Here is a 20,526-nt window from a genome sequence, read left to right as displayed (position 1 = left end):
CGCTAACGCCCTCCCGTTTCAGGGGGGCGTTCCTGCGCGGGGGAGGAGCTGGAATGTCCCGGAAAATCAAGGCGACGGCGGCGACCGGCGCTCTGCTCGTCAGCTTGATGGTCCAATCCGGCGCCGCGCGGGCCCAGCAATGGGACGGCTGGCGCGGCTTCGGCTGGGGCGGCGGCGGCTTCCATGGCGCGATACTGCCTGGCGTCCACTGGGCCGGCCGTTGGGGCGGCCGCGCCGGCCCAGGCCGGCCGGTGGGCTGGGGCCAGCCTTGGGGCTGGAGCTATTACCGCACGGACCTGCCCGCCTATTCGCCGGGATACGGCGCGGGATATGGTTGGGGCTGGCCCAGCTACGCCACCGCCGGCTATGGCGACTGCTATCAGCTCCGCAGGGTGTGGACCCATTGGGGATGGCGACGCCAATGGATGAACGTCTGCCCGGGCTGGGGCGGCGACGGCGGTTGGGGCTGGTAAGCCGGACGTCCGCGCGGCGGCCTGCTTGAGCGCCTTTCCGATCTTTCGGGAGGGCGTTCTGCATTGGCCGCCGCGCCGGCCGCTCGAACGGTTGCGGCGACGCTGATAATGACTAGATTGCTGGCTTCGTCACTCGCGAGGCCACATTCATGCCGCAGCATGCGCGCGTCGTCATCATCGGCTCCGGCCCGGCCGGCTACACGGCGGCGATCTACGCCGCCCGCGCGCTGCTCGAGCCGATGCTCATCGCCGGCTTCGATCAGGGCGGTCAGCTCATGATCACCACCGAGGTCGAGAACTACCCCGGCTTCGCCGAGCCGATCCAAGGGCCCTGGCTCATGGAGCAGATGCGCCTGCAAGCCGAACATGTCGGGACGAAGCTCGTCTCCGATCATATTGTCGAGGCGCATCTCGACGAGCGCCCGTTCAGGCTCACCGGAGATTCGGGCAAGTCATACACTTGCGACTCGCTCATTGTCGCCACCGGCGCCAAGGCGAAGTGGCTGGGTCTGCCGAGCGAGGAAAGATTCAAAGGCTTCGGCGTCTCCGCCTGCGCGACCTGCGATGGGTTTTTCTTTCGCGGCAAGAAAGTGCTTGTCGTCGGCGGCGGCAACAGCGCCGTCGAGGAGGCGCTGTATCTTTCCAATCTCGCCTCGCATGTGACGATCATCCACCGCCGCGACGAATTCCGCAGCGAGCGCGTTCTCGTGAAGCGTCTGCTGGCGCAGGAAAACGTCTCTATTCTCTTCAATCATGTGATCGACGAGATCGTCGGCGATGAGAACCCGCTGAGCGTCACCGGCGCGCGCGTCAAGAATGTCGCGACCGGCGCGATCCATACGCTTGCGGCGGACGGCGTCTTCGTCGCCATCGGCCATTCGCCGGCCTCTGAACTTTTCCGCGGCCAGTTGACGATCAAGCCGTCCGGCTACATCGCCGTCGAGCCCGGAACGACGCGCACCAGCATGCCCGGCGTCTACGCCGCCGGCGACGTCGCCGACGACGTCTATCGCCAGGCGGTGACCGCGGCGGGGCTCGGCTGCATGGCGGCGCTCGAAGTCGAGAAATTTCTGCTCGACGCGCCGAAGCCAGCGGTCAAGGAAATCGCCTGAGATATTGTCGCACTGGGCGTTGGCATTCCCCTCCCCCCGCTTGCGGCGGGGAGGGGCTAGGGGTGGGGGGTCGCGCGATGAACGACAAAACAGATCGTTCAGACCCTCGAACGCCCCGCGCCCGAAAATTGCGCCGCGAAGCGACGCCGGCCGAACGTCGGCTTTGGACACAGCTCCGACAACTTGAAATCAAAAACGTTCATTTCCGCAGACAAGCGCCGATCGGCCCCTATTTCGCGGATTTCGCCTGTCATCGCATGCGCATCGTCGTCGAGCTCGACGGCGAGCAACATGGCTTCGACGCTGAAGCGCTGCGCGACGAAAAACGCACGCGATTTCTTGAGACAAGCGGCTACCGCGTGTTGCGGTTTTGGAATCACGAGGTTTTGCGCAATCTCGAAAGCGTTGTGGACACGATCTGCGCCGCGCTCTACCAAACGATAGAGCCCCCACCCCTAACCCCTCCCCGCCGCAAGCGGGGGGAGGGGAATAGTCAGGGGAATTGGTCAAGGGCTTCCTCATCCTGAGGAGCGTGCGCAGCACGCGTCTCGAAGGGCGAGGAAGCCCACCTTCGCGTAGTTTTCCTCACCCTCGTCTTTCGAGACGCTGACTGCGGCGGCTCCTTAGGATGAGGGTGACGAAAACAATCCTTCACCCGATTCCCCTGGGGGAATAGTCTGCGCAGATGTCCGATCTCCTTCTCGAACTTTTCTCCGAAGAAATTCCAGCGCGCATGCAGCGCCAGGCGGCTGACGACCTCAAGCGGCTCGTCACCAATGCGCTGGTCGATCGCGGCCTGACTTATGAAGGCGCCGCCGCCTACGCCACGCCGCGCCGTCTCGCGTTGCAAGTGGTGGGCCTGCCGTCGCGCCAGCCGGATTTGCGCGAAGAGCGCAAAGGTCCGCGCGTCGGCGCGCCGGAGGCGGCGATCGCCGGCTTTCTGAAAAGCGCCGGACTCGCTTCGCTCGATCAGGCGAGGATCGAGAAGGACCCGAAGAAGGGCGAATTTTACGTCGCGGTCATCGAGCGCGCCGGCGCGGAGACGATCGACGTTCTCGCCGAAATTCTCCCGACGATCGTCAAGAGCTTTCCCTGGCCGAAATCGATGCGCTGGGGCGCGGCGTCCGAGCGCGCGGATTCGCTGCGCTGGGTGCGCCCGCTCCATTCCATCGTCGCGACATTTGGACCCGAGACGGAATCTCCCGAGATCGTCCGCTTCGAGGTTGACGGAATCGCGTCAAGCAATGTGACCCACGGCCATCGCTTCCTGGCGCCGCAGCCTATTCGCGTGAAGCGCTTCGAGGATTATGCGCTGTCGCTGGAGCGCGCCAACGTCGTCATCGATGCGGCGCGGCGACGCGACATCATCCTGCATGACGCGAAGGATCTCGCCTTCGCGCAAGGGCTGGAGCTCGTCGAGGACGCTGGCCTGCTCGAAGAAGTCGCCGGCCTCATCGAATGGCCGGTGACGCTCATGGGCGCGTTCGATGAAAGCTTCCTTTCCATTCCGCCGGAAGTGATCCGCGCGACGATCCGCGTGAATCAGAAATGTTTCGTTCTTCGACAGTCGGCGATCGCCAGTCGGCAGTCGAAGACCGAAGACCGACTGCCGACTGCCGACGCCCTCACGAATCGCTTCATCCTCGTCTCCAACATCGAAGCCTCCGACGGCGGCGCGACGGTCGTCGCCGGCAATGAGCGCGTCATCGCCGCGCGGCTGTCGGACGCGAAATTCTTCTATGAGACCGATCTCAAGACGAGGCTCGAAGAGCGTCTGCCGAAACTCGATTCAATCGTCTTTCACGAAAAGCTCGGCACGCAGGGCGAACGCGTCAAGCGCATCGCGGCGCTGGCGAAGACGCTTGCGCCCATCGTCGGCGCCGACGCTTTTCTCGCCGAACGCGCGGCGACGCTCTGCAAGGCCGATCTCGTTTCCGAAATGGTCGGCGAGTTCCCCGAACTGCAGGGGCTGATGGGCCGCTATTACGCAAGCGCGCAGGGCGAAGACGCCAGCGTCGCCGCGGCGATCGAGGAGCATTACAAGCCGCAGGGGCCGAACGATCGTATCCCGACCGACCCCGCGTCGATCGCCGTGGCGCTCGCCGACAAGCTCGACACGCTGGTGGGTTTCTGGGCGATCGACGAAAAGCCGACGGGGAGCAAGGATCCTTACGCGCTGCGCCGCGCGGCGTTAGGGGTGATCAGGATCGCGTTGGAGAATGAGCTGAGGCTATCGCTTCACGGCGTCATGGCCGGGCTTGTCCCGGCCATCGACGCGCAGCGTAAGGGCGTGGATGCCCGGAACAAGTCCGGGCATGACGTCGCGGCGGACCTCCTCGAATTTTTCATCGATCGGCTGAAGGTCTACTTGCGCGACAAGGGGGCGCGACACGATCTGATAGATGCGGCGCTGGGCGCCGTCGCTTTCGCCGACTCCGATGAGGAGCAAGCGACAGGCGCGCCGCTACAGGACGATCTGCTCATGATCACCCACAAAGTTGAGGCGCTCGACACATTCCTTGCGACCGACGACGGAAAAAACCTGCTCGCCGGCTACAAGCGCGCCAGCAACATCCTGAAAGCCGAAGAAAAGAAGGACGGCGCGGACGCCTATGCGCAGCGCCATGCGCCAAACCTGCGCATCGAGCCGCAAGAGCATAAGCTCGCCGCCGCGATCGCCCGCGCGCGCGAAGAGACCGCCGAACATCTTTCGAAGGAAGATTTCGCCGGCGCCATGCGCGCGCTGTCAAAGCTTCGCGAACCGGTCGACGTCTTCTTCGACGATGTGACGGTCAACGCCGACAACGCCGATCTGCGGTTGAACCGGTTGAGGCTGCTTGCCGAACTGCGCCGCGTGATGATGGGCGTCGCCGACTTCGGCAAGATCGCGGGAGAGACGGCGACGGCGTAACCGCGCAACCCACCCTCCCCTCAAGGGGGAGGTGGAGACGCCGCCCTGCCCTACGCCCCATTCCCGGTGAAATTACGCGGCGCGGGCGAGATGATCTTCGCCGAACCGCCGCCGATCTCCAGCACCGACAATCCGCGATCATTGCCGCCATCCGGCCTAAACCGGAACACGCCGTCGGCGCCGTTGAAGCCGGAAGGATTGGTCAGCACGCTTTCCGAATAGCGCTGCGACCCCTGCGAACGCGACAGCGCGATGGCGAGCGACACCGCGTCATAGGCGAGCGTCGCGACGCGCGCCGGGTCGGAGCCGTATTTGGCCTTGTAGCGCTGCGCGAAAGCGTTGAAGCCGGCGTTCTCCGGCGCCGTGAACCAGGCGCCCTGCAGCGCTGGCAGGCTCAGCGTGCGCGCGTCGTTCCACAAGCCCGTGCCGAAAATCTGCACCTTCTTGGAGTCGATGCCGTTCGCCACGAGCTCCTTGGACACCGCCTGCATCGCCTCGGCCTGCTCGGGAATGAACAGCGCGTCGAATTGATCGCGCGCGGCGGCCAAACGCTTCACGGAATCGCCGGGCGCGCCCGGCTTGTAGCGCTCGATCACCGGCACGCGAATGCCGTAGGTCGCGGCGCTCTGCTGGAACTGCGCCATCGCCAGCGTGCCGTAGTCATTTTCGGGCACCAGCGCCGCGATTGATTTCTTGCCGTGCTGCGACGCGTAGCTGACGCCGCGGTCGACATAGCCCTCGACCGGAAAGGACAGCAGATAGCTGCCGCGGCCCGCGGCCGAGGAGTCCGTCGAGAAGGCGATCATCGGCTTGTTGGCGGCGCGCGCGACGCGGCTCGCCTCCTTGACGCCGGCGCCAAACACTGGCCCCAAAATGACTTCGGCGCCCTCGTTGATGGCGGCCTGAGTCGCCGCGGCGGCGCCCGACGGCGTCGAGCGATCGTCCTTGACGAGGATCGTCACGTCATTGGCGCCGCTGTCGGCATAGGCGAGCTTGGCGGCGTTGAGCAGCGACGCGCCGACGGAGGAAGGACCCGAGGGGCCCGTCAGCGGCACGATCAGCGCGATTTTCACCGCGCCGGTTCCGATCGTCTCGCTTTCCGCGGGAGCGACCTGGGTCGCTCCGCTGAGCTTTAGATCGCGCGCGCCCGGCGCCCATGGCCCGCTCGTGGGACTGCAGGCCGCAAGCGTGGCCGCAAGGCCGACGAGCGCAGCGCGCTTCGTCACGGCGCCGCGCGTGAACGCGCCGGCGCGCGCGCGAGAAGACAATGTCGACATGAAAACCCCCTGCGGCGCCCGGGGCTCCCGCCATGGCGCGGCTATTCTGCGCTAAGGGTCCGAGTCCCTAGCCGAAAGTCAATAGACGGTCCATTTGGAGGAATTGCGGCTGGCGCGCAGTTGGCGCTTGTCCTCTTAAACGAACATCCAGTATCTTAAAACGAACAAAGATCGGCGACGCGCATGACCATCGAGGCCATTTCTCCGCCTGCTGCGAGTTACACCGCCTTCGGCCTGCGCGCCGAAGCCGAGAGAATCGAGCCAGGACTGCACCTTGTCGCGACTCCGATCGGCAATTTGAAGGACATTTCGTTTCGCGCGCTCTCCACCCTTGCCGCGGCGGACGCGGTGGTCGCCGAGGACACAAGGGTCACCAAGACGCTGCTCGCCCATTACGGGATTTCGACGCCGCTCATCGCCTATCATGAGCACAACGCCAGGGTGATCCGCCCTCACCTTCTGGCGCGGCTCGAGGCCGGGGCGAAGCTCGCGCTCGTCTCCGACGCCGGCACGCCGCTCGTCTCGGATCCTGGCTTCAGGCTGGTCCAGGAGGCGCTCGAGAAAGGCGTGCATGTGACGTCGGTGCCGGGCCCTTCCGCCGTGCTGGCGGCGCTGGTCGTCGCCGGACTGCCGACCGACCGTTTCTTTTTCGAAGGCTTTCTGCCGCATAAAAGCGGGCCGCGGCGGGCAAGGCTCGCGGAACTCGCGCCTATCCCCGGAACGCTGGTGTTTTTCGAAAGCCCGCGCCGATTGGTCGAGACGCTCGCCGATTGCGCGGCGATCCTCGGCAAGCGCAATGCTGCGATCGCCCGCGAACTCACCAAAATGTTCGAATCGGTCCGTCGCGGGACGCTCGACGAACTCGCGGCGACGCTCGCCGAAGAGGAGCCCCCCAAGGGGGAAATCGTGCTGCTCGTCGCCCCGCCCGGCGCCGACGCGGCGCAGACCGCGGCCGCCGATCTCGACGCCAAAATCGAAGAGGCGCTCACGGCGCATTCGGTGAAGGACGCGGCGAGCGTGGTGTCCGCCGCGACAGGTCAGCCCCGACGGCAGGTCTATGCGCGGGCGCTGGAGCTGGCGGCGGGACGCGTGAAGTAAGGGGTGCGCAAATAATGGAGCAGGACCACGCCCGCCGCGCCGCCTATGTCTACGGCCTTCGCGCCGAGACGGCGGCGACGCTGTGGCTGCAAGCGCGGCTCTATCAAATTCTGGCGCGCAATTTCCGCGCGCATGGCGGCGAAATCGACATTATCGCGAAGCGCGGCCGCACGATCGTTTTCGTCGAAGTGAAGGCGCGCGCCGATCTCGAGGACGCGGCCATCGCCATCACGCCGCAAAAACATCGCCGCTTTTCGCAGGCTGTGGGCCGCTGGCTCGCTGGAAATCCCTGGGCGATGAATTATACGCTGCGCGCCGACGCGATTTTTCTCGCGCCGGGCCGGCTGCCGCGTCATCTCGAAAACGCCTTCGAGCTGCGCGTCGGCTGATCCCTCACGCGGTCTGAATAAAGCGCCGCTCGAAGCCGTCCAGCGCCACCGCGGTCAAGACGCCGGTCTTGAACGCATGCGTGTCGAGATTGATCCGGTTGGGCAAATCCTCGACGTTGTTATGCGGCGTGTGCCCATGCACGATCACCTTCCCGAAAGACTCGCCGCAATCGAGAAACCCCTCACGGATGTTCATCAGATCGTGGGGGGCCTGCAGATGCAGCGGCGCGCTGCGCCGCACGCCGGCGTGGCAGAAGAAATAGCCGCCATATTCCGCCCACAGCCGCGTTTCTTCGATGAAGCGGCGATGTTCATCCGGGAAATGCGCGAGAAATTTGACGCGCACCTGCGAGACTCCGCCTTGCGCGACTTCCTCGCCGGCGTCCACGCCATAGGAATGCAACGTCATCAGCGCGCCGCTGCTGACCCAGTCGTCGAGCGCCGCGGCGTCGTTGAGGAAGCGCAGCATCGTTTCTTCATGGTTGCCGCGCAGCGCGACGATGGGCGTTGGGAACTCGCCGGTGGACAAGCGCTTCAACACGCCATTCGAGCCAAGTCCGTGGTCGACGTAATCCCCGACGAAGACGGTGACCGCCTGTTCGCAGCGGCGCGCCGCGAGATCTTCGGCGATCGCTTCGGCGAGAACGTGCAGAAGATCGGCGCGGCCGTGAACGTCGCCGATCGAATAGATGCGTAAGCCGGGCGGCGCCTCGGCGGTCTTCAAAGCTGAGGGGAACCAACGCGTCGTCATGGCTTCTCCAGGAAATCATCATTTATCGTCAGGAAGCGTTTTGACGAGCCATAGGGCCTAACCCGGGGGTGGCCTCATCGGCGGGGTAGCCTGTGGTCCTTTCCTCTGGCCGCCTCGGCCCCGACAATGCAGCCAGACGCAGAAGAGGCGAGGGAGAGCATGCCGAAGTCACAAAGGGTTTCTCATTACGCGGCTCGCCTCGCGCTGATCTTCGCGTTCGCCGTGACCTTTGTCCTCTGCGCGCCGGCCCTGGCGGACACGCCGGATGAAACCTTCAAGGCGCTCGGCCTCGCCAAGACCGCGTCGCCCAAGGAGCTCTATGACGCGCTGACCAGGCGCTACTACGACGAATCGCAAGGCGCCGGCAAAGGCTCGCTCTCGAAATATTGGGAGCCGATCCCGATCTCGAAATATCTCAACCCGCATGATTTCTACAAGCCGCCGCAGACGATCGACGTCGACGCGCAGCGCGCGCAATGCGTCGAATGCCACAGCCAAGTGACGCCCGGGTGGACGCACAGCTGGAAGGGCAGCGTGCATGGCAATCTCGACGCGATCCGCGCGCTGCCCGACTCGGACGTGCGCGCCTATAAGAAGGCGATGATCACGGAGGTCGAGAATAACCTGCGCTCGATGGGGACGCTCAAGGCCGGCGAGAACTTAAAGGAGGTCGGCTGCATCGACTGCCATATGGGAGTCGGCAAGGATCACGGCCAGCACAAAACCGAATTGAAAATGCCCGACGCCGCCGCCTGCGGCCAATGCCATGTGCAGCAATTCGCCGAACGCGAGTCCGAGCGCGACACCTTCACCTGGCCGCAGGATCAGTGGAAGCCGGGCCATCCCTCACACGCGCTCTCGATGAAGGCCAATGTCGAGAATGCGGTCTGGGCGGCGATGGAGCAGCGCGAAGTCGCGGAAGGCTGCACCTTCTGCCACACGCCGCAGACGACCTGTAACTCCTGCCATACGCGCCACGAATTCTCGGCCGTGCAGGCGCGTAAGCCGCAGGCCTGCGCCATCTGCCACAATGGCGTCGATCACAATGAATTCGAAGGCTACATGCTGTCGAAGCACGGCACGGTCTATCAGACGCGCGGCGACACATGGGACTGGAACGTCCGCCTCGCCGACGCGATGGAAAAGGGCAAGATGAACGCCCCGACCTGCGCCTTCTGCCACATGGAATACGAAGGCAAGTTCACGCACAACATGGTGCGCAAGTCGCGCTGGGCCTTCGTGCCGATGCCGAAAATCGCGGAGAATTTGAACCACCCCTGGTTCACGCAGCGCAAGGAGTCGTGGGTGTCGACCTGCTCCAACTGTCACTCCGACAGTTTCGCCCGCGCCTATCTCGACGGCATGGATAAGGGCATCGTCTCCGGTCTCGACATCACCGAGAAGGCGCGCAGCGTCCTCGTGAAGCTCTACAACGACAAGCTGCTGCCGGGTCAGACGACGAACCGTCCGGCACCGCCGGCGCCGGAGAAGGACGACGCGGGCGGCTTCTTCCAGCTGTTCTGGCAGAAGGGCAATAATCCGAGCGCCATCGAATATGTCTTCGCCGACATGTGGGAGCACCATCAGATCAAGCACTATAAGGGGCTCGCGCATATGAACCCCGGCGGCTACACCTATACCGAAGGCTGGTCGCAGCTCATCGGCGCGGCGGCGAAGATCAACGACGAGGACTTCAAGCTGCGCGAAGCCGCGGAAATCCGGGCCGAGTTGAAGCGCATCTCCGGCCAGAAGCGCGGCGACCTCGATCTCGATTCGCCGACGCGCCGCGCCATCGCGGGCGGTCTGGGGCTGCTTGCGATGCTCGCCGGCGCCGGCCTGCTCATGCGCCGCAAGGCTTCGTGAACGCCGTCATGCGAGCGAAGCGAAGCAATCCAGCGTCGCAAAGCAGCTCTGGATTGCTTCGTCGCTGAGAATTGAAATCGCGATTGTCATTCCGGCGCGCGACAGCGCGAGGGCCTTCTGCGATAGAATCGGCTGCCGCTCTGGATTCCCGCTTTCGCGGGAATGACATTCGGGTGCGGCAATGACCTCTGACAATGGACGCGCATGACTCCCCGCATTCGGCTCATCGCCGGCGTCGCCCTCATCGTTTTCGGCTTCGCCCTGCTCGGCTGGGCGATCTACGCGGGCCTCAATCCCACCGCCCCGTTTGAAACGCGGCTCGCGCCGATCTCGGCGGAGGCGGCGAAGGATGTCGAAGGCTTCGGACTAACGCCCGAGCGCCTGCAGCAGATCGATGTCTCGGCGAAGGACGAACGCCGTCTCCTCGCCACCGGCGTCGTCGCGCGCGACGACGCGGGCCGGCTGACGCCGCTCGTGTGGCGCAATCAGGTGACGGAGCCAATCTTCTTCGCGGAGGCTTCCGCAGCCGATGCGGCGAAGGTTCTCGCTGCGATCCGCGAACATACGCCGCAGGACGCCGTCGTGCTGGCGTGGTGGGATTTCTCGCGCGCGATACGCCTCGTCGCCGGGCGCGCCGCGCCGCTCGACGACGCGGAGGCGCGCGGGCTTCTCATGCCCGCCTCCTGGTCGGCGGCGGGGGCGGCGGAGCGCGCGCGATGGGGCGCGGGCGTACCGACCGCGTCAGCCAATAGTTTCACACGTTTCTTGGACGCGCTGCTCGACGCCGATGAGGCGCGCGCCAGCGAGGCGTTGAAAAGACTCGCCGACGGCAAGCCCGCCTATGTCGCCGTGCGCATTTCGGACGCATGGATGCTCGCCGCCGCGCGGCCGCAACAGCTCTCCATCACCTATAAGGACTTCGCCGCGACCGGCGTTTCGCACGGTCTCATCAAATCCGCGCAGCAATGGATGCGCGATCAAAAGATCGAAGGCGGCTTCGCCGTCGAACCGATGGGCGGCGCCACGCGGCTGCATTATTTCCAGCGCAAGAGCGACGGCGACCGGCTGATTGCGCGGCTGTTGCCGTTCTCCACCTCCCTGCCCTCGCCGCTCACGCGATTTTCGCTCGTCTATCAGCACAAGGGATGGTGGATTTATCGGCTGAATGACTGAGCCCTGCCCCTATGAAATTCCGCACAGCACATGCAGCGGGAAATGAAGGAACGACCAGTTGACACTCGTCACCAGACGCGGCGGGATATTCTTTTCGATGACGCGGTGCAGAGTCGGCAATTCGCTCCAATGCGCGTTCGGGTAAAGATGATGAGCAGTATGAAATCCTAGATTTCCGCTGCGGCGGTTGAACACCGCATGGGTCGTGTTATTGGCGATAACAAAAGGATTGCCGGACGACTCCTTGCATCCGCAGTGATTGAGAAAATCGACATACCGCGTGAAAAAGAACACAGCGAAATGCCACGGCAGAACGAAGCCAAGCGTGAGCCATGGCCGCCACGCGAATAACGCGGCGATCAGGGTGAGATAGAGGCACTGCTCCACGAACGCCCAGCGGTAATCGATCGGCTCCCTGATGTTTTTAAGGAGGCCCTGCTCATAGGCTTCGCGGAACGGTCCCACGATCGTCGGCCACATCGAGCGCCAGCAAAACGCTAGAGCGCGGCGGCCTGAGAAAGCTGCGCTCATGTCAAAATCCCGCGCGCGAAATTTCTTCTCACGGCCGCAATGGTGGCCGTACACATGCTGGATGCGCCAGTTCGAGGCGGTGATCCCTGTCGCCGCGCCGAGCATGAGATCGAGCAGAAGATTGAATGCGGGCGAAGTGGTGAAGGGGTAGTGGACGTGCAAATGCAGCAGGTAATTGGCTGAGCCGTTCACGGCGATGAGCGCCAGCAGATAAGCTGATAGCTCGGCGAAGGAGAGAGGCAAAAAATAGGGGAGAAAAAACGCTGCAGGCGTGATAAGCGCCTGAAGAATTTTGTAAATATCCTCTCGCCGGCAGAATGGCCGGCCGTCAAAAACCGCAATGCGCATCACGCAAACCCAGCAAACAAGTCCGGAGTCCGCGCCTAGAGAACCCCGCCCTTCTGACCTTCCAAGCTTTGCTTAACCCTTACGGCTTGTTAACGCATCCTCCCTATGGTTTGTTGTGCGCCGCATCGCAGCCCCACAAATGGCGAAATTGCAGGCGATAGACCGGGCGTCGCAGCCAAGCCGCCGCAGAACGCCTGCCGACTCAAGGACAAATCATGAATCCAGCCGAGATCGCCGCGAGCCCTCTCGCCGCTCCCGCCGCCGACATCACGATTTGGAGCATGTTCTGGGGCGCGCATATCGTCGTCAAGATCGTCATGGTCGGACTGCTCGCCGCATCCGTCTGGTGCTGGGCGATCATCATCGACAAGACGCTGCTCTTCGCGCGCATGCGCCGCTCGATGGATCGCTTCGAGGAAAACTTCTGGTCGGGCAATTCGCTCGAGGAGCTGTACGGCAAGCTCTCGGAGCGGCCGCAGACCGGCACGGCGACGCTTTTCGTCGCCGCCATGCGGGAATGGAAGCGCTCCTTCCAGGCGGGCGCCAGCGCCTCTTTCATGGGCCTGCAGGCGCGTATCGAGAAAGTGCTCGACGTCTCCATCGCCCGCGAGGTCGAGAAGCTTGAATCCAATCTGCTGGTGCTCGCGACGGTGGCGTCGGCCGGCCCCTTCGTCGGCCTGTTCGGCACGGTGTGGGGCATCATGACGTCGTTCCGCTCGATCGCGGCCTCGAAGAACACCTCGCTCGCCGTCGTCGCGCCCGGCATCGCCGAAGCGCTGCTCGCCACCGCGATCGGCCTGTTCGCCGCCATTCCGGCGCTGATCGCCTACAACAAGATGCAGGGCGACGTCGCCAAGGCGCAGGCGCGGATGGAAAGCTTCGCCGACGAGTTCTCCGCGATCCTGTCGCGTCAGATCGACCAGCACGCGGCGTCCTCGAACCGCGACCGCGCGGCGTAGGGCGCGGGCATGGGCGCTTCCCTCTCGACCCCGGGACGCAAGGGCGGCAGGCGGCGGCGCGGCGTGCCGCGTTACGGGGCCATGGCCGAAATCAACATGACGCCGTTCATCGACGTCATGCTGGTGCTGCTCATCATCTTCATGGTGGCGGCGCCGCTGCTCGCGACCGGCGTCGCCGTCGATCTTCCGCAGACCAAGGCCGGCGCGCTCAATATCGATCAGAAGCCGGTCTCGATCGCCATCGACGAGAAGGGACAGGTGTTCCTGATGGATCAGCCGGTCGAGACGACGCAGTTGCTCGACAGGCTGAAGGACACCGTTAAGCAGGGGTTCGACGAAAGGATTTATGTGCGCGGCTCCAAGGCGGTGAACTATGGCCGCGTCGCCGAAGTGATGTCGCTTGTCATCAGCGCCGGGTACAAAAAGGTCGCGCTGGTGACGGAGCAGGAGAAAAAGTGAGCTGAGCGGAAGTGAAAATTTCGCGCTCCGAACCCGGTTTTCCTCTCTCCTCGGCGATCCACGCGGGATTGCTTCTGGCGGCGTTCGTCCTGTTTTCCGACGCCAAGAAATTCGATGACGCCGTGGAGATGGTTCCGGTCGACCTCGTCGCCGACAGCGAACTCACGCAGATCATGAAGGGCGAGAAGACCGCGCGCGCGATCAAGCCCACGCCGCGCGTCGACAAGGTCGCGCCCGAAGTTGAGACGAAGCCGGAGCCGCCGCTCGCGCAGGCCAAGAAGGACATTACGCCGCCGCCGCCGCCCACGCGTCCGCTGCCGCAGCCGACCGCCGACGATGCGCCGCCGACCCCGCCCAAGCGAGTCGCCGCGCTGCCGCAAAAGCCGGAGCCGCCGCCAAAGCCCGTCGAAAAACAGCCCGAGCCGAAACCGGCGGCAAAACCGAAAGCCGCCGCCCCGGAACCGGAGAAGAAAGAGCCCGAGAAAAAGGAGCCCGAAGAAGCGGAGGTCGTGAAGCCGAAGCCGCCCGCCCGCACGAAGCCGGACAACGCGGCAAAGGACGCCGCTGCGACGGAGAAACCCAAAGAGCGGCTTAAGATCGACGAGGTGGCGAAGCTCCTCGACAGCAAGAAGCAGCAAGAAAAGCCTGAGCCCGAGACGTCGATCGGCGAACTCGCCGAAAAGGCCGTCAAGGAGTCGAAGCCGAAGTCGGGCGAGGAGAATGCGCTGAAGTCGAAGTTCGACGCCGCCAGCATCTCGAAACTGCTGAGCCGCGAAGCGCCGCAACGCAAGGCGGCGACCGGCCGAGCGACGCAGGCGGCGGCGCTCGGCGCGCCAACGGGCGCGGCGGCGACGATGTCGGCGTCGATGGAGGCGCGCATCGCCGCCTATATTCACGACCACTACTATCCCTGCTGGGCGTCCGGGCTGTCGCTCGGCGGGCAGAGCTATACGCCGATCGTCGAGTTCCACCTTTCGCGCGAAGGCGAACTTGAAGGGCGCCCGAAACTGCTGAACGCCTCGGCGAGCCCGACCGAACACGCCCGCGGCGAGCAGGCGATGCAGGCGGTGCGCCGCTGCAGTCCGATACGCATTCCGCCCGAATTCCTGCCCTACTACGAAGAGGCGCTGCACGAGGTCACGATCCGCTTCCAGGATGCGAATTAGTGAAGGGCTTGGCGCGCAGCGAATGGGTCGGCCCCCTCCCTCGCCCGCTCACGCGGGAGAGGGAGCAGGTTTCGCGCTTCGCCGCCACCCCGCTAACGCCGCTCGTTCGCGTCCCCTCTCCCCGCCGAAGTCGGCCGTCGCCGACATCGGCGTAGATGCGGAAACCGGGAACGCCCGGTTTGCGAAGCGGGGAGGGACAGGGAGGAAACTGAAACGCCGCATCCGACAACCTTGTCCATCGCCGACAAGCGTTACGGTTTCTTCACGGCGATGCTGGAAAGATTTCGCCCATGACACGCTCCATCACCCGCCGCGCTGCGGCCGGACTCATCGCCAGCGCCGCCTTCGCCCCCCTGCTTCCCATGACTCTGGCGCGGGCCGGACGCATCATCGATCTCAAGGGCGGCGGCTTTCAGCCGGTGAATATCGCCGTCCCGCCTTTTGTCGGCGACGACGCCGCGCGCACCGTGACCTCGGTGACGCTCAACAACTTCAAGCGCTCGGTGTTCTTGAATCCGATCGACCCCGGCGCCCTGCCCGCGAACGCCGCGCCGCCGGACGCCGCGCCCCATCTCGCCGCCTTCAAGGCGGTGAACGCGCAATTTGTCCTCACGGGTCGTTCCCAACGCGCCGGCGACGGCAGGCTGAAAACGGAGTTCCGACTCTTCGACGTGACGACGGGCGAACAAGTCGCGGGCCAGCAATATGTCACCGAGTCCGCCAATATGCGGCGCGTCGCGCATCTCCTCTCCGACGCGGTTTTTTCCCGCATCACCGGCGAGAAGGGATTTTTCGACACGCGCGTCGTCTTCGTCGACGAAACCGGCTCAAAGGACAGGCGCCGCAAGCGCCTCGCGATGATGGATCAGGACGGCGCGAATGTGCGCTATCTGACGCGCGGCGACGAACTCGTCGTCACGCCGCGATTTTCGCCCAACTCGCTCGACGTCACCTACATGTCGTTTGGCGCTGACGGCGATCCCAAAGTCCTGTTGATGAATATCGAGAACAGCCAGCGCGAAGTGGTCGGCAATTTCCCCGGCATGACCTTCTCGCCGCGGTTCTCGCCCGACGGACAGAAGATCATCATGTCGCTGGCGCAGGGCTCGACGACCAATCTTTATACGATGGATCTGCGCTCGCGCACGACGATGCGTCTGACCGACACCGGCGCCATCGACACGGCGCCCTCCTACTCGCCCGACGGCGCACGGATCGTCTTCGAGAGCGACCGCGGCGGTTCGCAGCAGATATATGTCATGGGCGCGCATGGCGGCGAGGCGAAGCGCATTTCCTTCGGCGGCGGCCGCTATTCGACGCCGGTCTGGTCGCCGAAGGGCGACTACATCGCCTTCACCAAGCAGAACGGCGGCAATTTCGCGATCGGCGTCATGAAGATTGACGGCTCCGGCGAGCGCATTCTTACCGAAGGCTTTCACAATGAAGGGCCGACCTGGGCGCCCAACGGTCTCTTCCTGATGTTCTTTCGCGATTCCTCCGGCGGCGGCGGACCAAAAATCTACATGGTCGACGTCTTCGGCCGCTCGGAGACTCAGGTGCCGACGCCGGGCTTTGCGAGCGATCCCGCCTGGGGACCGCTGCAGGATTGACATGCTTGCGCTGTAGCTTTGAACGCATCGTTCAGGCGATGACGTTTTACTCCCCGCCGCGCGATCGCGCCTGAGCGCAAAGGATTCTTGCTCGGTTGAGGGTCGTCGAATGGTCAAATATCGCGGTTTCCTTTTAGCTTGTTTTGTCCTCTTGCCCTTTGCCGTTGCGCGAGCTGGGAATTCCATTCCCGTGCCGAGCGTGCCGGAGGAAGACGGCGCGATGCGGCTCGCCTTTGCGCGCGCTCGCGCGGGCCTCGATGGTTTTCTAGCGAAATTGGCGAAGCCGCCGCAGGGCTCAAAACTCTTCGCCGTTAAAATCGGGCTCGCGGACTCCCCATCCGGTAAAGCCGTGGTCATTGTGCGTCCTGATCAGAAGTCGCCAAAACGAGTGGAGTTTTTCTGGGTTCACGATGTGCAGCCGGTCGCGAATGGTTTCAACGGCCGCATCGACAATGACCCAGAAACCATCCATGGCGCACGCGCCGGACAGCCCATCCACTTCGTCAAAGACGACATCGCCGACTGGATGTATGTTCAGGACGGAAAAATAAAGGGGAACGCAACAGCTTGTCCCGCTCTCGCCCATGCGACGCCGACTGAACGTAAGAAAATGGCAGAAGAATACGGTATCATCTGCGAGTGACCGCCAGAGCTTCGGCCGTTCAGAGCCTCAGGTTTGGACGCCGAGCTACGCCAACGACATGTGCTACGCCCTGCCTGATGCTGACGGCGGCCAACGCTAGCTCCTCATGATCGAGCCGACCATTCTGATCGCAGCTCCGCTAACGAGCCCGATCACGAGCGCATAAGCGACAAACAACAAGGCGCCGAACGCCGTGCCCAATCGGGTCAAGCGGATGAGCAATTCCACGCCGTCAAAAATCGCCTCGGACATTCGTGACAAAAAATACGACAGGTAGAGCCCGGAAACGTTTTCGAAAAAACGAGAGATAAGATCGTCGCCCCAGAAGCGGCTCAAAGCGCAATATTCAGCCCCTGTGCCTGTCCCGCAGGAATCCTCCGCATCAGGAAACCTGAAGGTCCTGCTGACGCCCCTTGCGACATCCGCCGCCGAGCTCTCTTGAGTGGAATTATCCGACGCGACGTCGTGTCTGATGATCGCTATGACCCTGTTTGCGTCGACGTTCCGGAAGTACGGGTCGCTCGCGAGGACGCGCCTTATCTCGGCCTGGTAGTCGCATCCCCGATTCATCAGAAAAGCTGCGTAATTGTCGGGATCGATTCGTCCAGAGAACAGATCATCCTTCGTGTTGCAGACCACTCCATAAGGAACATATCCGCCGAATGCGATTCCGTAGCCGACGACATAAGGCGCGGCAAAGAGCGCGCCGACGATCGACGCCAGCCAGACTGCGCCAGCAATGAGCGATTCGTATCGGGGACCTTCATGCGCCATGGGACCGCCCCCCAGTCGGCAGCAAGACCGCACGTCCGTTTCACAAACGCGAGCTTCCTGCCATTATATCGATGCTGAATTCATCCCCCAAGAGAGCGCCTCGGGGGCTCCATTCGACAGCGGCGATCTTCCTTCAAATGACCAAACCCGTCCGTATTGACGAAAGCTGGCGCAAACATCTCGCGCGCGAATTCGAACAGCCCTATTTCGGCGCGCTGCGCGAATTCATCCGCGGCGAATATGCGGCGCGCCGGATCTATCCGCCAGCGCCGCAGATTTTTCGCGCCTTCGACGAATGTCCGTTCGACAGCGTCAAGGTCGTCATTCTCGGGCAGGACCCTTATCACGGCGCCGGGCAGGCCTGCGGCCTTTGCTTCGCCGTCGGCCCCGGCACGCCGCCGCCCCCCTCGCTCCAGAACATCTTCAAGGAAATCGAGGCCGATCTCGGCCGTCCCGTCTCGCGCGACCCCGATCTGACGCGCTGGGCGCGCCAGGGCGTGCTGCTTCTGAACGCGACGCTCACCGTGCGCGAAAACGCGGCGGGCTCGCATCAGAACAAGGGCTGGGAGCAATTCACCGACGCCGCCATCCACGCGCTGTCGCGCGAGCGAAACGGCGTCGTCTTCATGCTGTGGGGCGCCTACGCCCGGCGCAAAGGCGCCGGAATCGACCGGCGCGAACATTTGGTGCTCGAATGCGCGCATCCGTCGCCGCTTTCCGCGCATAACGGCTTTTTCGGCTGCAGGCATTTCTCGAAGGCGAATGACTATCTGATCGGCCACGGCCAAGCGCCGATCGAGTGGTGAGGCGCAATGTCATTCCCGATCGCTTCGCGATCGCGAAGCGATCGGGAATCCAGAAAAATGTCGGTATTCTTGTATCGCTCCGGATTCCCGGTCGGGCCTTCGGCCCGCCGGGAATGATGGGGTGGACGGCCCCGCCTCAACGGCATCTAAAGTGCCAAGACGTGGTCGCCGGAGCGCCACAGAGAGGGAGGCCGTCCATGAAGAAGTTTATCAGAATCGGGATTGATTTGGGCAAGCGGTATTTTCAAGTTCACGCGCTGGTGAGCGAGGATGGGCGGGCCGTCACGCGCAAGCTGCGGCGGGATGGTTTTCTTGCTTTTTTCGCCGAGGCGGGGCCCTGCCTGATCGGCATGGAAGCCTGCGGCTCGGCGCATTATTGGGGACGCGAACTGCGCGCCATGGGCCATGACGTGCGCCTGATCCCGCCGATTTACGTCAAGCCCTATGTCAAGCGCGGCAAGAACGACGCGGTCGACGCCGCGGCGGTGTGCGAGGCCGTGTCGCGGCCAGACATGCGCTTCGTGCCGATCAAAAGCGCCGAGAACCAGGCGAGCTTGATGCTGCACAAGACGCGCGAGCTTCTGGTCAAGCAGCGCACCATGAGCGTCAATGCGCTGCGCGGACATCTCGCGGAGTTTGGCGTCGTCGCCGCCAAGGGCGTCGGCCATGCGGGCGAACTGCTGGAAAAAGCCAAGAATGACGCGACGCTTCCAGAAATCGCCAAGGCGACCGTAAAGATTTTCGTCCAGCAGCTGGAGGCGATCAGCGCCGCGATCGTCGCGCTCGATAAAGAGATCGCCAACGTCCATGCGCAAAGCGAGATCAGCAAATTGCTCGCCGGCGTCCCCGGCGTCGGCAAGATCGTCGCCACGGCGATCGTCGCCAGCGTCCCGGACCCCAGCGTCTTCAAATCCGCGCGCGACTTTGCCGCCTGGCTCGGCCTCACGCCCAGGCAAAACTCCAGCGGCGGCAAGGAAAAGCTCGGCGCCATCACCAAGCAGGGCAACCGCTATCTGCGCAAGCTGCTGACGCTCGGCGCGACCTCGCTGTTGCGCGTGGCCGGCAAACGCAACGGCGTTCTGCGCGATTGGCTCGTCGCCCTCCTGGCCAGGAAGCCGGCGCGGCTCGTGAGCCTCGCGCTCGCCAACAAGCTGGCGCGGATCATCTGGGCCATGATGACGACCGGCGAGGCCTTCCGAACCCAGATCATGGCGCGCGCAGGGAAGCCCTCGATGGCGTAACCGTTCGAACCATCCAGTTTGGCGAGGGCGAAACATCGACGTGATGAACGACAGGGTCGGAAACGACGACGAAGGACACTCCGCTACGTGTCACGTGCACAAAGCTCGCGGGAATGATCAGGAGCCTTCGCAGTCGAACTTCATCAGGGCCAGCGGACATACGCGCCGCGCCAAAAGGCCGGACATATGACCGAAACCCGCCACCAGGTTCACCGCGCCGACAAAAAACCGCTTGCCAAGCGGGGCCGTCCACATATGACATACCGCCAAGCGAACTAATCAGCCGCTCGTCGCCGCCGCCGCTTCATGAATCTTGAGCAGCTCTTCGTCGGTCTGCGCGACGCGCGCAAAGCAGGGCCGCGTTGTGACGCGCTCGACATAGGCGGAGATGTGCGGGGTTTCCGGCACGAGGCCGAATCCGACTGTCCACCGCAGCGCGCCGCCCCAAAGAATGTCGGCGCCGGTGAAGCGCTCGCCGAAGAGATAGGGGCCTTGCGTCAATTGCGCGTTGATCAGCGCCATGACCCCCTCGAAATCGCCGTAGGGACTTCTGCTCGCAGGCGCCGGCGCGCGGTTCATCGAACGATCGACGATCGCAGGCTCGAACGCCGACCCGTAAAACGCGAGCCAGCGCAGATAAGGCCCGCGCAAGGCGTCGCCAATGGCTGGCGCGAGACCTTTCTGCGGAAAGGCGTCGGCAAGATAGATGAAAATCGCGCCAAGCTCGGTCACGAGCGCGCCGTTGTGAACGATGGCCGGCACTTTTCCGAGCGGATTGACGGCGAGATATTCCGGCTTGCGTTGTTCGCCAAGCTGGAAATTCAACACGCGCAGCTCGTAAGGAGCGTCGAGTTCCTCAAGCAGGGTCAACACGCTAGAGGCCCGCGTGCGCGGCGCGTAATACAAGATCGGATTGTCGTCGTTCATTGGCGCTCTTTGCGT

The 20,526-nt window shown here is 63.8% G+C and carries 20 protein-coding genes; 15 read left to right on the top strand and 5 right to left on the bottom strand.

Annotated elements, in window-relative coordinates:
* Positions 1-53: 53 nt before the first annotated feature.
* The 4 genes from BN69_RS16205 to glyS all read left to right on the top strand — a co-directional run bounded on the left by BN69_RS16205 (position 54) and on the right by glyS (position 4,496).
* Positions 54-473, top strand: a complete 420-nt coding sequence (locus BN69_RS16205) for a hypothetical protein (protein ID WP_014892727.1) — start codon at positions 54-56, stop codon at positions 471-473.
* Positions 474-622: 149 nt separating this feature from the next.
* Positions 623-1,585 carry a thioredoxin-disulfide reductase gene (gene trxB / locus BN69_RS16200; protein WP_014892726.1) on the top strand — a complete coding sequence of 321 codons (963 nt, stop codon included), beginning with the start codon at positions 623-625 and terminating at the stop codon, positions 1,583-1,585.
* A gap of 128 nt (positions 1,586-1,713) precedes the next feature.
* Positions 1,714-2,112, top strand: a complete 399-nt coding sequence (locus BN69_RS18930; protein ID WP_244434980.1) for an endonuclease domain-containing protein — start codon at positions 1,714-1,716, stop codon at positions 2,110-2,112.
* A gap of 158 nt (positions 2,113-2,270) precedes the next feature.
* Complete coding sequence (glyS, locus tag BN69_RS16190; RefSeq protein ID WP_014892724.1) at positions 2,271-4,496, top strand: glycine--tRNA ligase subunit beta; 2,226 nt, start codon at positions 2,271-2,273, stop codon at positions 4,494-4,496.
* 50 nt (positions 4,497-4,546) lie between these two features.
* Here glyS and BN69_RS16185 read toward each other — a convergent pair whose 3' ends face one another.
* Positions 4,547-5,773: a penicillin-binding protein activator gene (locus tag BN69_RS16185; protein WP_014892723.1), complete on the bottom strand. Its 1,227-nt coding sequence runs from the start codon at positions 5,771-5,773 to the stop codon at positions 4,547-4,549.
* 183 nt (positions 5,774-5,956) lie between these two features.
* On the opposite strand from BN69_RS16185, the gene rsmI reads away from it, so the two are divergent.
* Positions 5,957-6,871 carry a 16S rRNA (cytidine(1402)-2'-O)-methyltransferase gene (gene rsmI / locus BN69_RS16180; RefSeq protein ID WP_014892722.1) on the top strand — a complete coding sequence of 305 codons (915 nt, stop codon included), beginning with the start codon at positions 5,957-5,959 and terminating at the stop codon, positions 6,869-6,871.
* A 14-nt stretch (positions 6,872-6,885) separates the two neighbouring features.
* Positions 6,886-7,260 carry a YraN family protein gene (locus tag BN69_RS16175; RefSeq protein WP_014892721.1) on the top strand — a complete coding sequence of 125 codons (375 nt, stop codon included), beginning with the start codon at positions 6,886-6,888 and terminating at the stop codon, positions 7,258-7,260.
* Between the two features lie 4 nt (positions 7,261-7,264).
* Here BN69_RS16175 and BN69_RS16170 read toward each other — a convergent pair whose 3' ends face one another.
* A complete protein-coding gene (locus tag BN69_RS16170) occupies positions 7,265-8,011 on the bottom strand; it encodes a metallophosphoesterase (RefSeq protein WP_014892720.1) in 747 nt (248 codons plus the stop codon).
* Positions 8,012-8,170: 159 nt separating this feature from the next.
* Between BN69_RS16170 and BN69_RS16165 the strand changes: the two genes are divergently transcribed.
* Entirely contained in the window at positions 8,171-9,874 is a 1,704-nt protein-coding gene (locus BN69_RS16165; RefSeq protein WP_014892719.1) for a multiheme c-type cytochrome, read from the top strand.
* 204 nt (positions 9,875-10,078) lie between these two features.
* Positions 10,079-11,047 carry a hydroxylamine oxidation protein HaoB gene (gene haoB, locus BN69_RS16155; protein WP_014892718.1) on the top strand — a complete coding sequence of 323 codons (969 nt, stop codon included), beginning with the start codon at positions 10,079-10,081 and terminating at the stop codon, positions 11,045-11,047.
* Positions 11,048-11,056: 9 nt separating this feature from the next.
* Here haoB and BN69_RS16150 read toward each other — a convergent pair whose 3' ends face one another.
* Positions 11,057-11,926: a fatty acid desaturase family protein gene (locus tag BN69_RS16150; RefSeq protein WP_014892717.1), complete on the bottom strand. Its 870-nt coding sequence runs from the start codon at positions 11,924-11,926 to the stop codon at positions 11,057-11,059.
* 215 nt (positions 11,927-12,141) lie between these two features.
* Here BN69_RS16150 and tolQ point away from each other — a divergent pair, with 215 nt between their 5' ends.
* From tolQ to BN69_RS16125, 5 genes are all read left to right on the top strand, one after another.
* On the top strand, positions 12,142-12,885 hold the full coding sequence (gene tolQ / locus BN69_RS16145; protein WP_014892716.1) for a protein TolQ: 744 nt from the start codon (positions 12,142-12,144) through the stop codon (positions 12,883-12,885).
* A gap of 9 nt (positions 12,886-12,894) precedes the next feature.
* The gene (locus BN69_RS16140) at positions 12,895-13,344 is read left to right on the top strand and encodes an ExbD/TolR family protein (protein ID WP_014892715.1); all 450 of its coding nucleotides are present in this window, start codon (positions 12,895-12,897) and stop codon (positions 13,342-13,344) included.
* A gap of 11 nt (positions 13,345-13,355) precedes the next feature.
* Entirely contained in the window at positions 13,356-14,510 is a 1,155-nt protein-coding gene (locus BN69_RS16135) for a hypothetical protein (protein ID WP_014892714.1), read from the top strand.
* Positions 14,511-14,800: 290 nt separating this feature from the next.
* Complete coding sequence (gene tolB, locus BN69_RS16130; protein WP_014892713.1) at positions 14,801-16,120, top strand: Tol-Pal system beta propeller repeat protein TolB; 1,320 nt, start codon at positions 14,801-14,803, stop codon at positions 16,118-16,120.
* A gap of 109 nt (positions 16,121-16,229) precedes the next feature.
* A complete protein-coding gene (locus BN69_RS16125; protein WP_014892712.1) occupies positions 16,230-16,763 on the top strand; it encodes a YegJ family protein in 534 nt (177 codons plus the stop codon).
* Between the two features lie 96 nt (positions 16,764-16,859).
* Here BN69_RS16125 and BN69_RS16120 read toward each other — a convergent pair whose 3' ends face one another.
* Positions 16,860-17,537 carry a hypothetical protein gene (locus BN69_RS16120; protein WP_014892711.1) on the bottom strand — a complete coding sequence of 226 codons (678 nt, stop codon included), beginning with the start codon at positions 17,535-17,537 and terminating at the stop codon, positions 16,860-16,862.
* Between the two features lie 137 nt (positions 17,538-17,674).
* On the opposite strand from BN69_RS16120, the gene ung reads away from it, so the two are divergent.
* Complete coding sequence (gene ung / locus BN69_RS16115) at positions 17,675-18,343, top strand: uracil-DNA glycosylase (RefSeq protein WP_014892710.1); 669 nt, start codon at positions 17,675-17,677, stop codon at positions 18,341-18,343.
* Positions 18,344-18,540: 197 nt separating this feature from the next.
* On the top strand, positions 18,541-19,584 hold the full coding sequence (locus BN69_RS16110; protein WP_014889743.1) for an IS110 family RNA-guided transposase: 1,044 nt from the start codon (positions 18,541-18,543) through the stop codon (positions 19,582-19,584).
* Positions 19,585-19,863: 279 nt separating this feature from the next.
* On the opposite strand, the gene BN69_RS16105 is transcribed toward BN69_RS16110, so the two are convergent.
* Positions 19,864-20,511, bottom strand: a complete 648-nt coding sequence (locus BN69_RS16105; protein WP_014892707.1) for a glutathione S-transferase family protein — start codon at positions 20,509-20,511, stop codon at positions 19,864-19,866.
* Between the last annotated feature and the right edge of the window lie 15 nt (positions 20,512-20,526).

This window comes from Methylocystis sp. SC2 (assembly GCF_000304315.1).
In the GTDB taxonomy this organism is placed as follows: Bacteria; Pseudomonadota; Alphaproteobacteria; order Rhizobiales; family Beijerinckiaceae; genus Methylocystis.
Note: the sequence above shows the minus strand (reverse complement) of the source record. Positions and strands in the feature narration are given on the sequence as shown.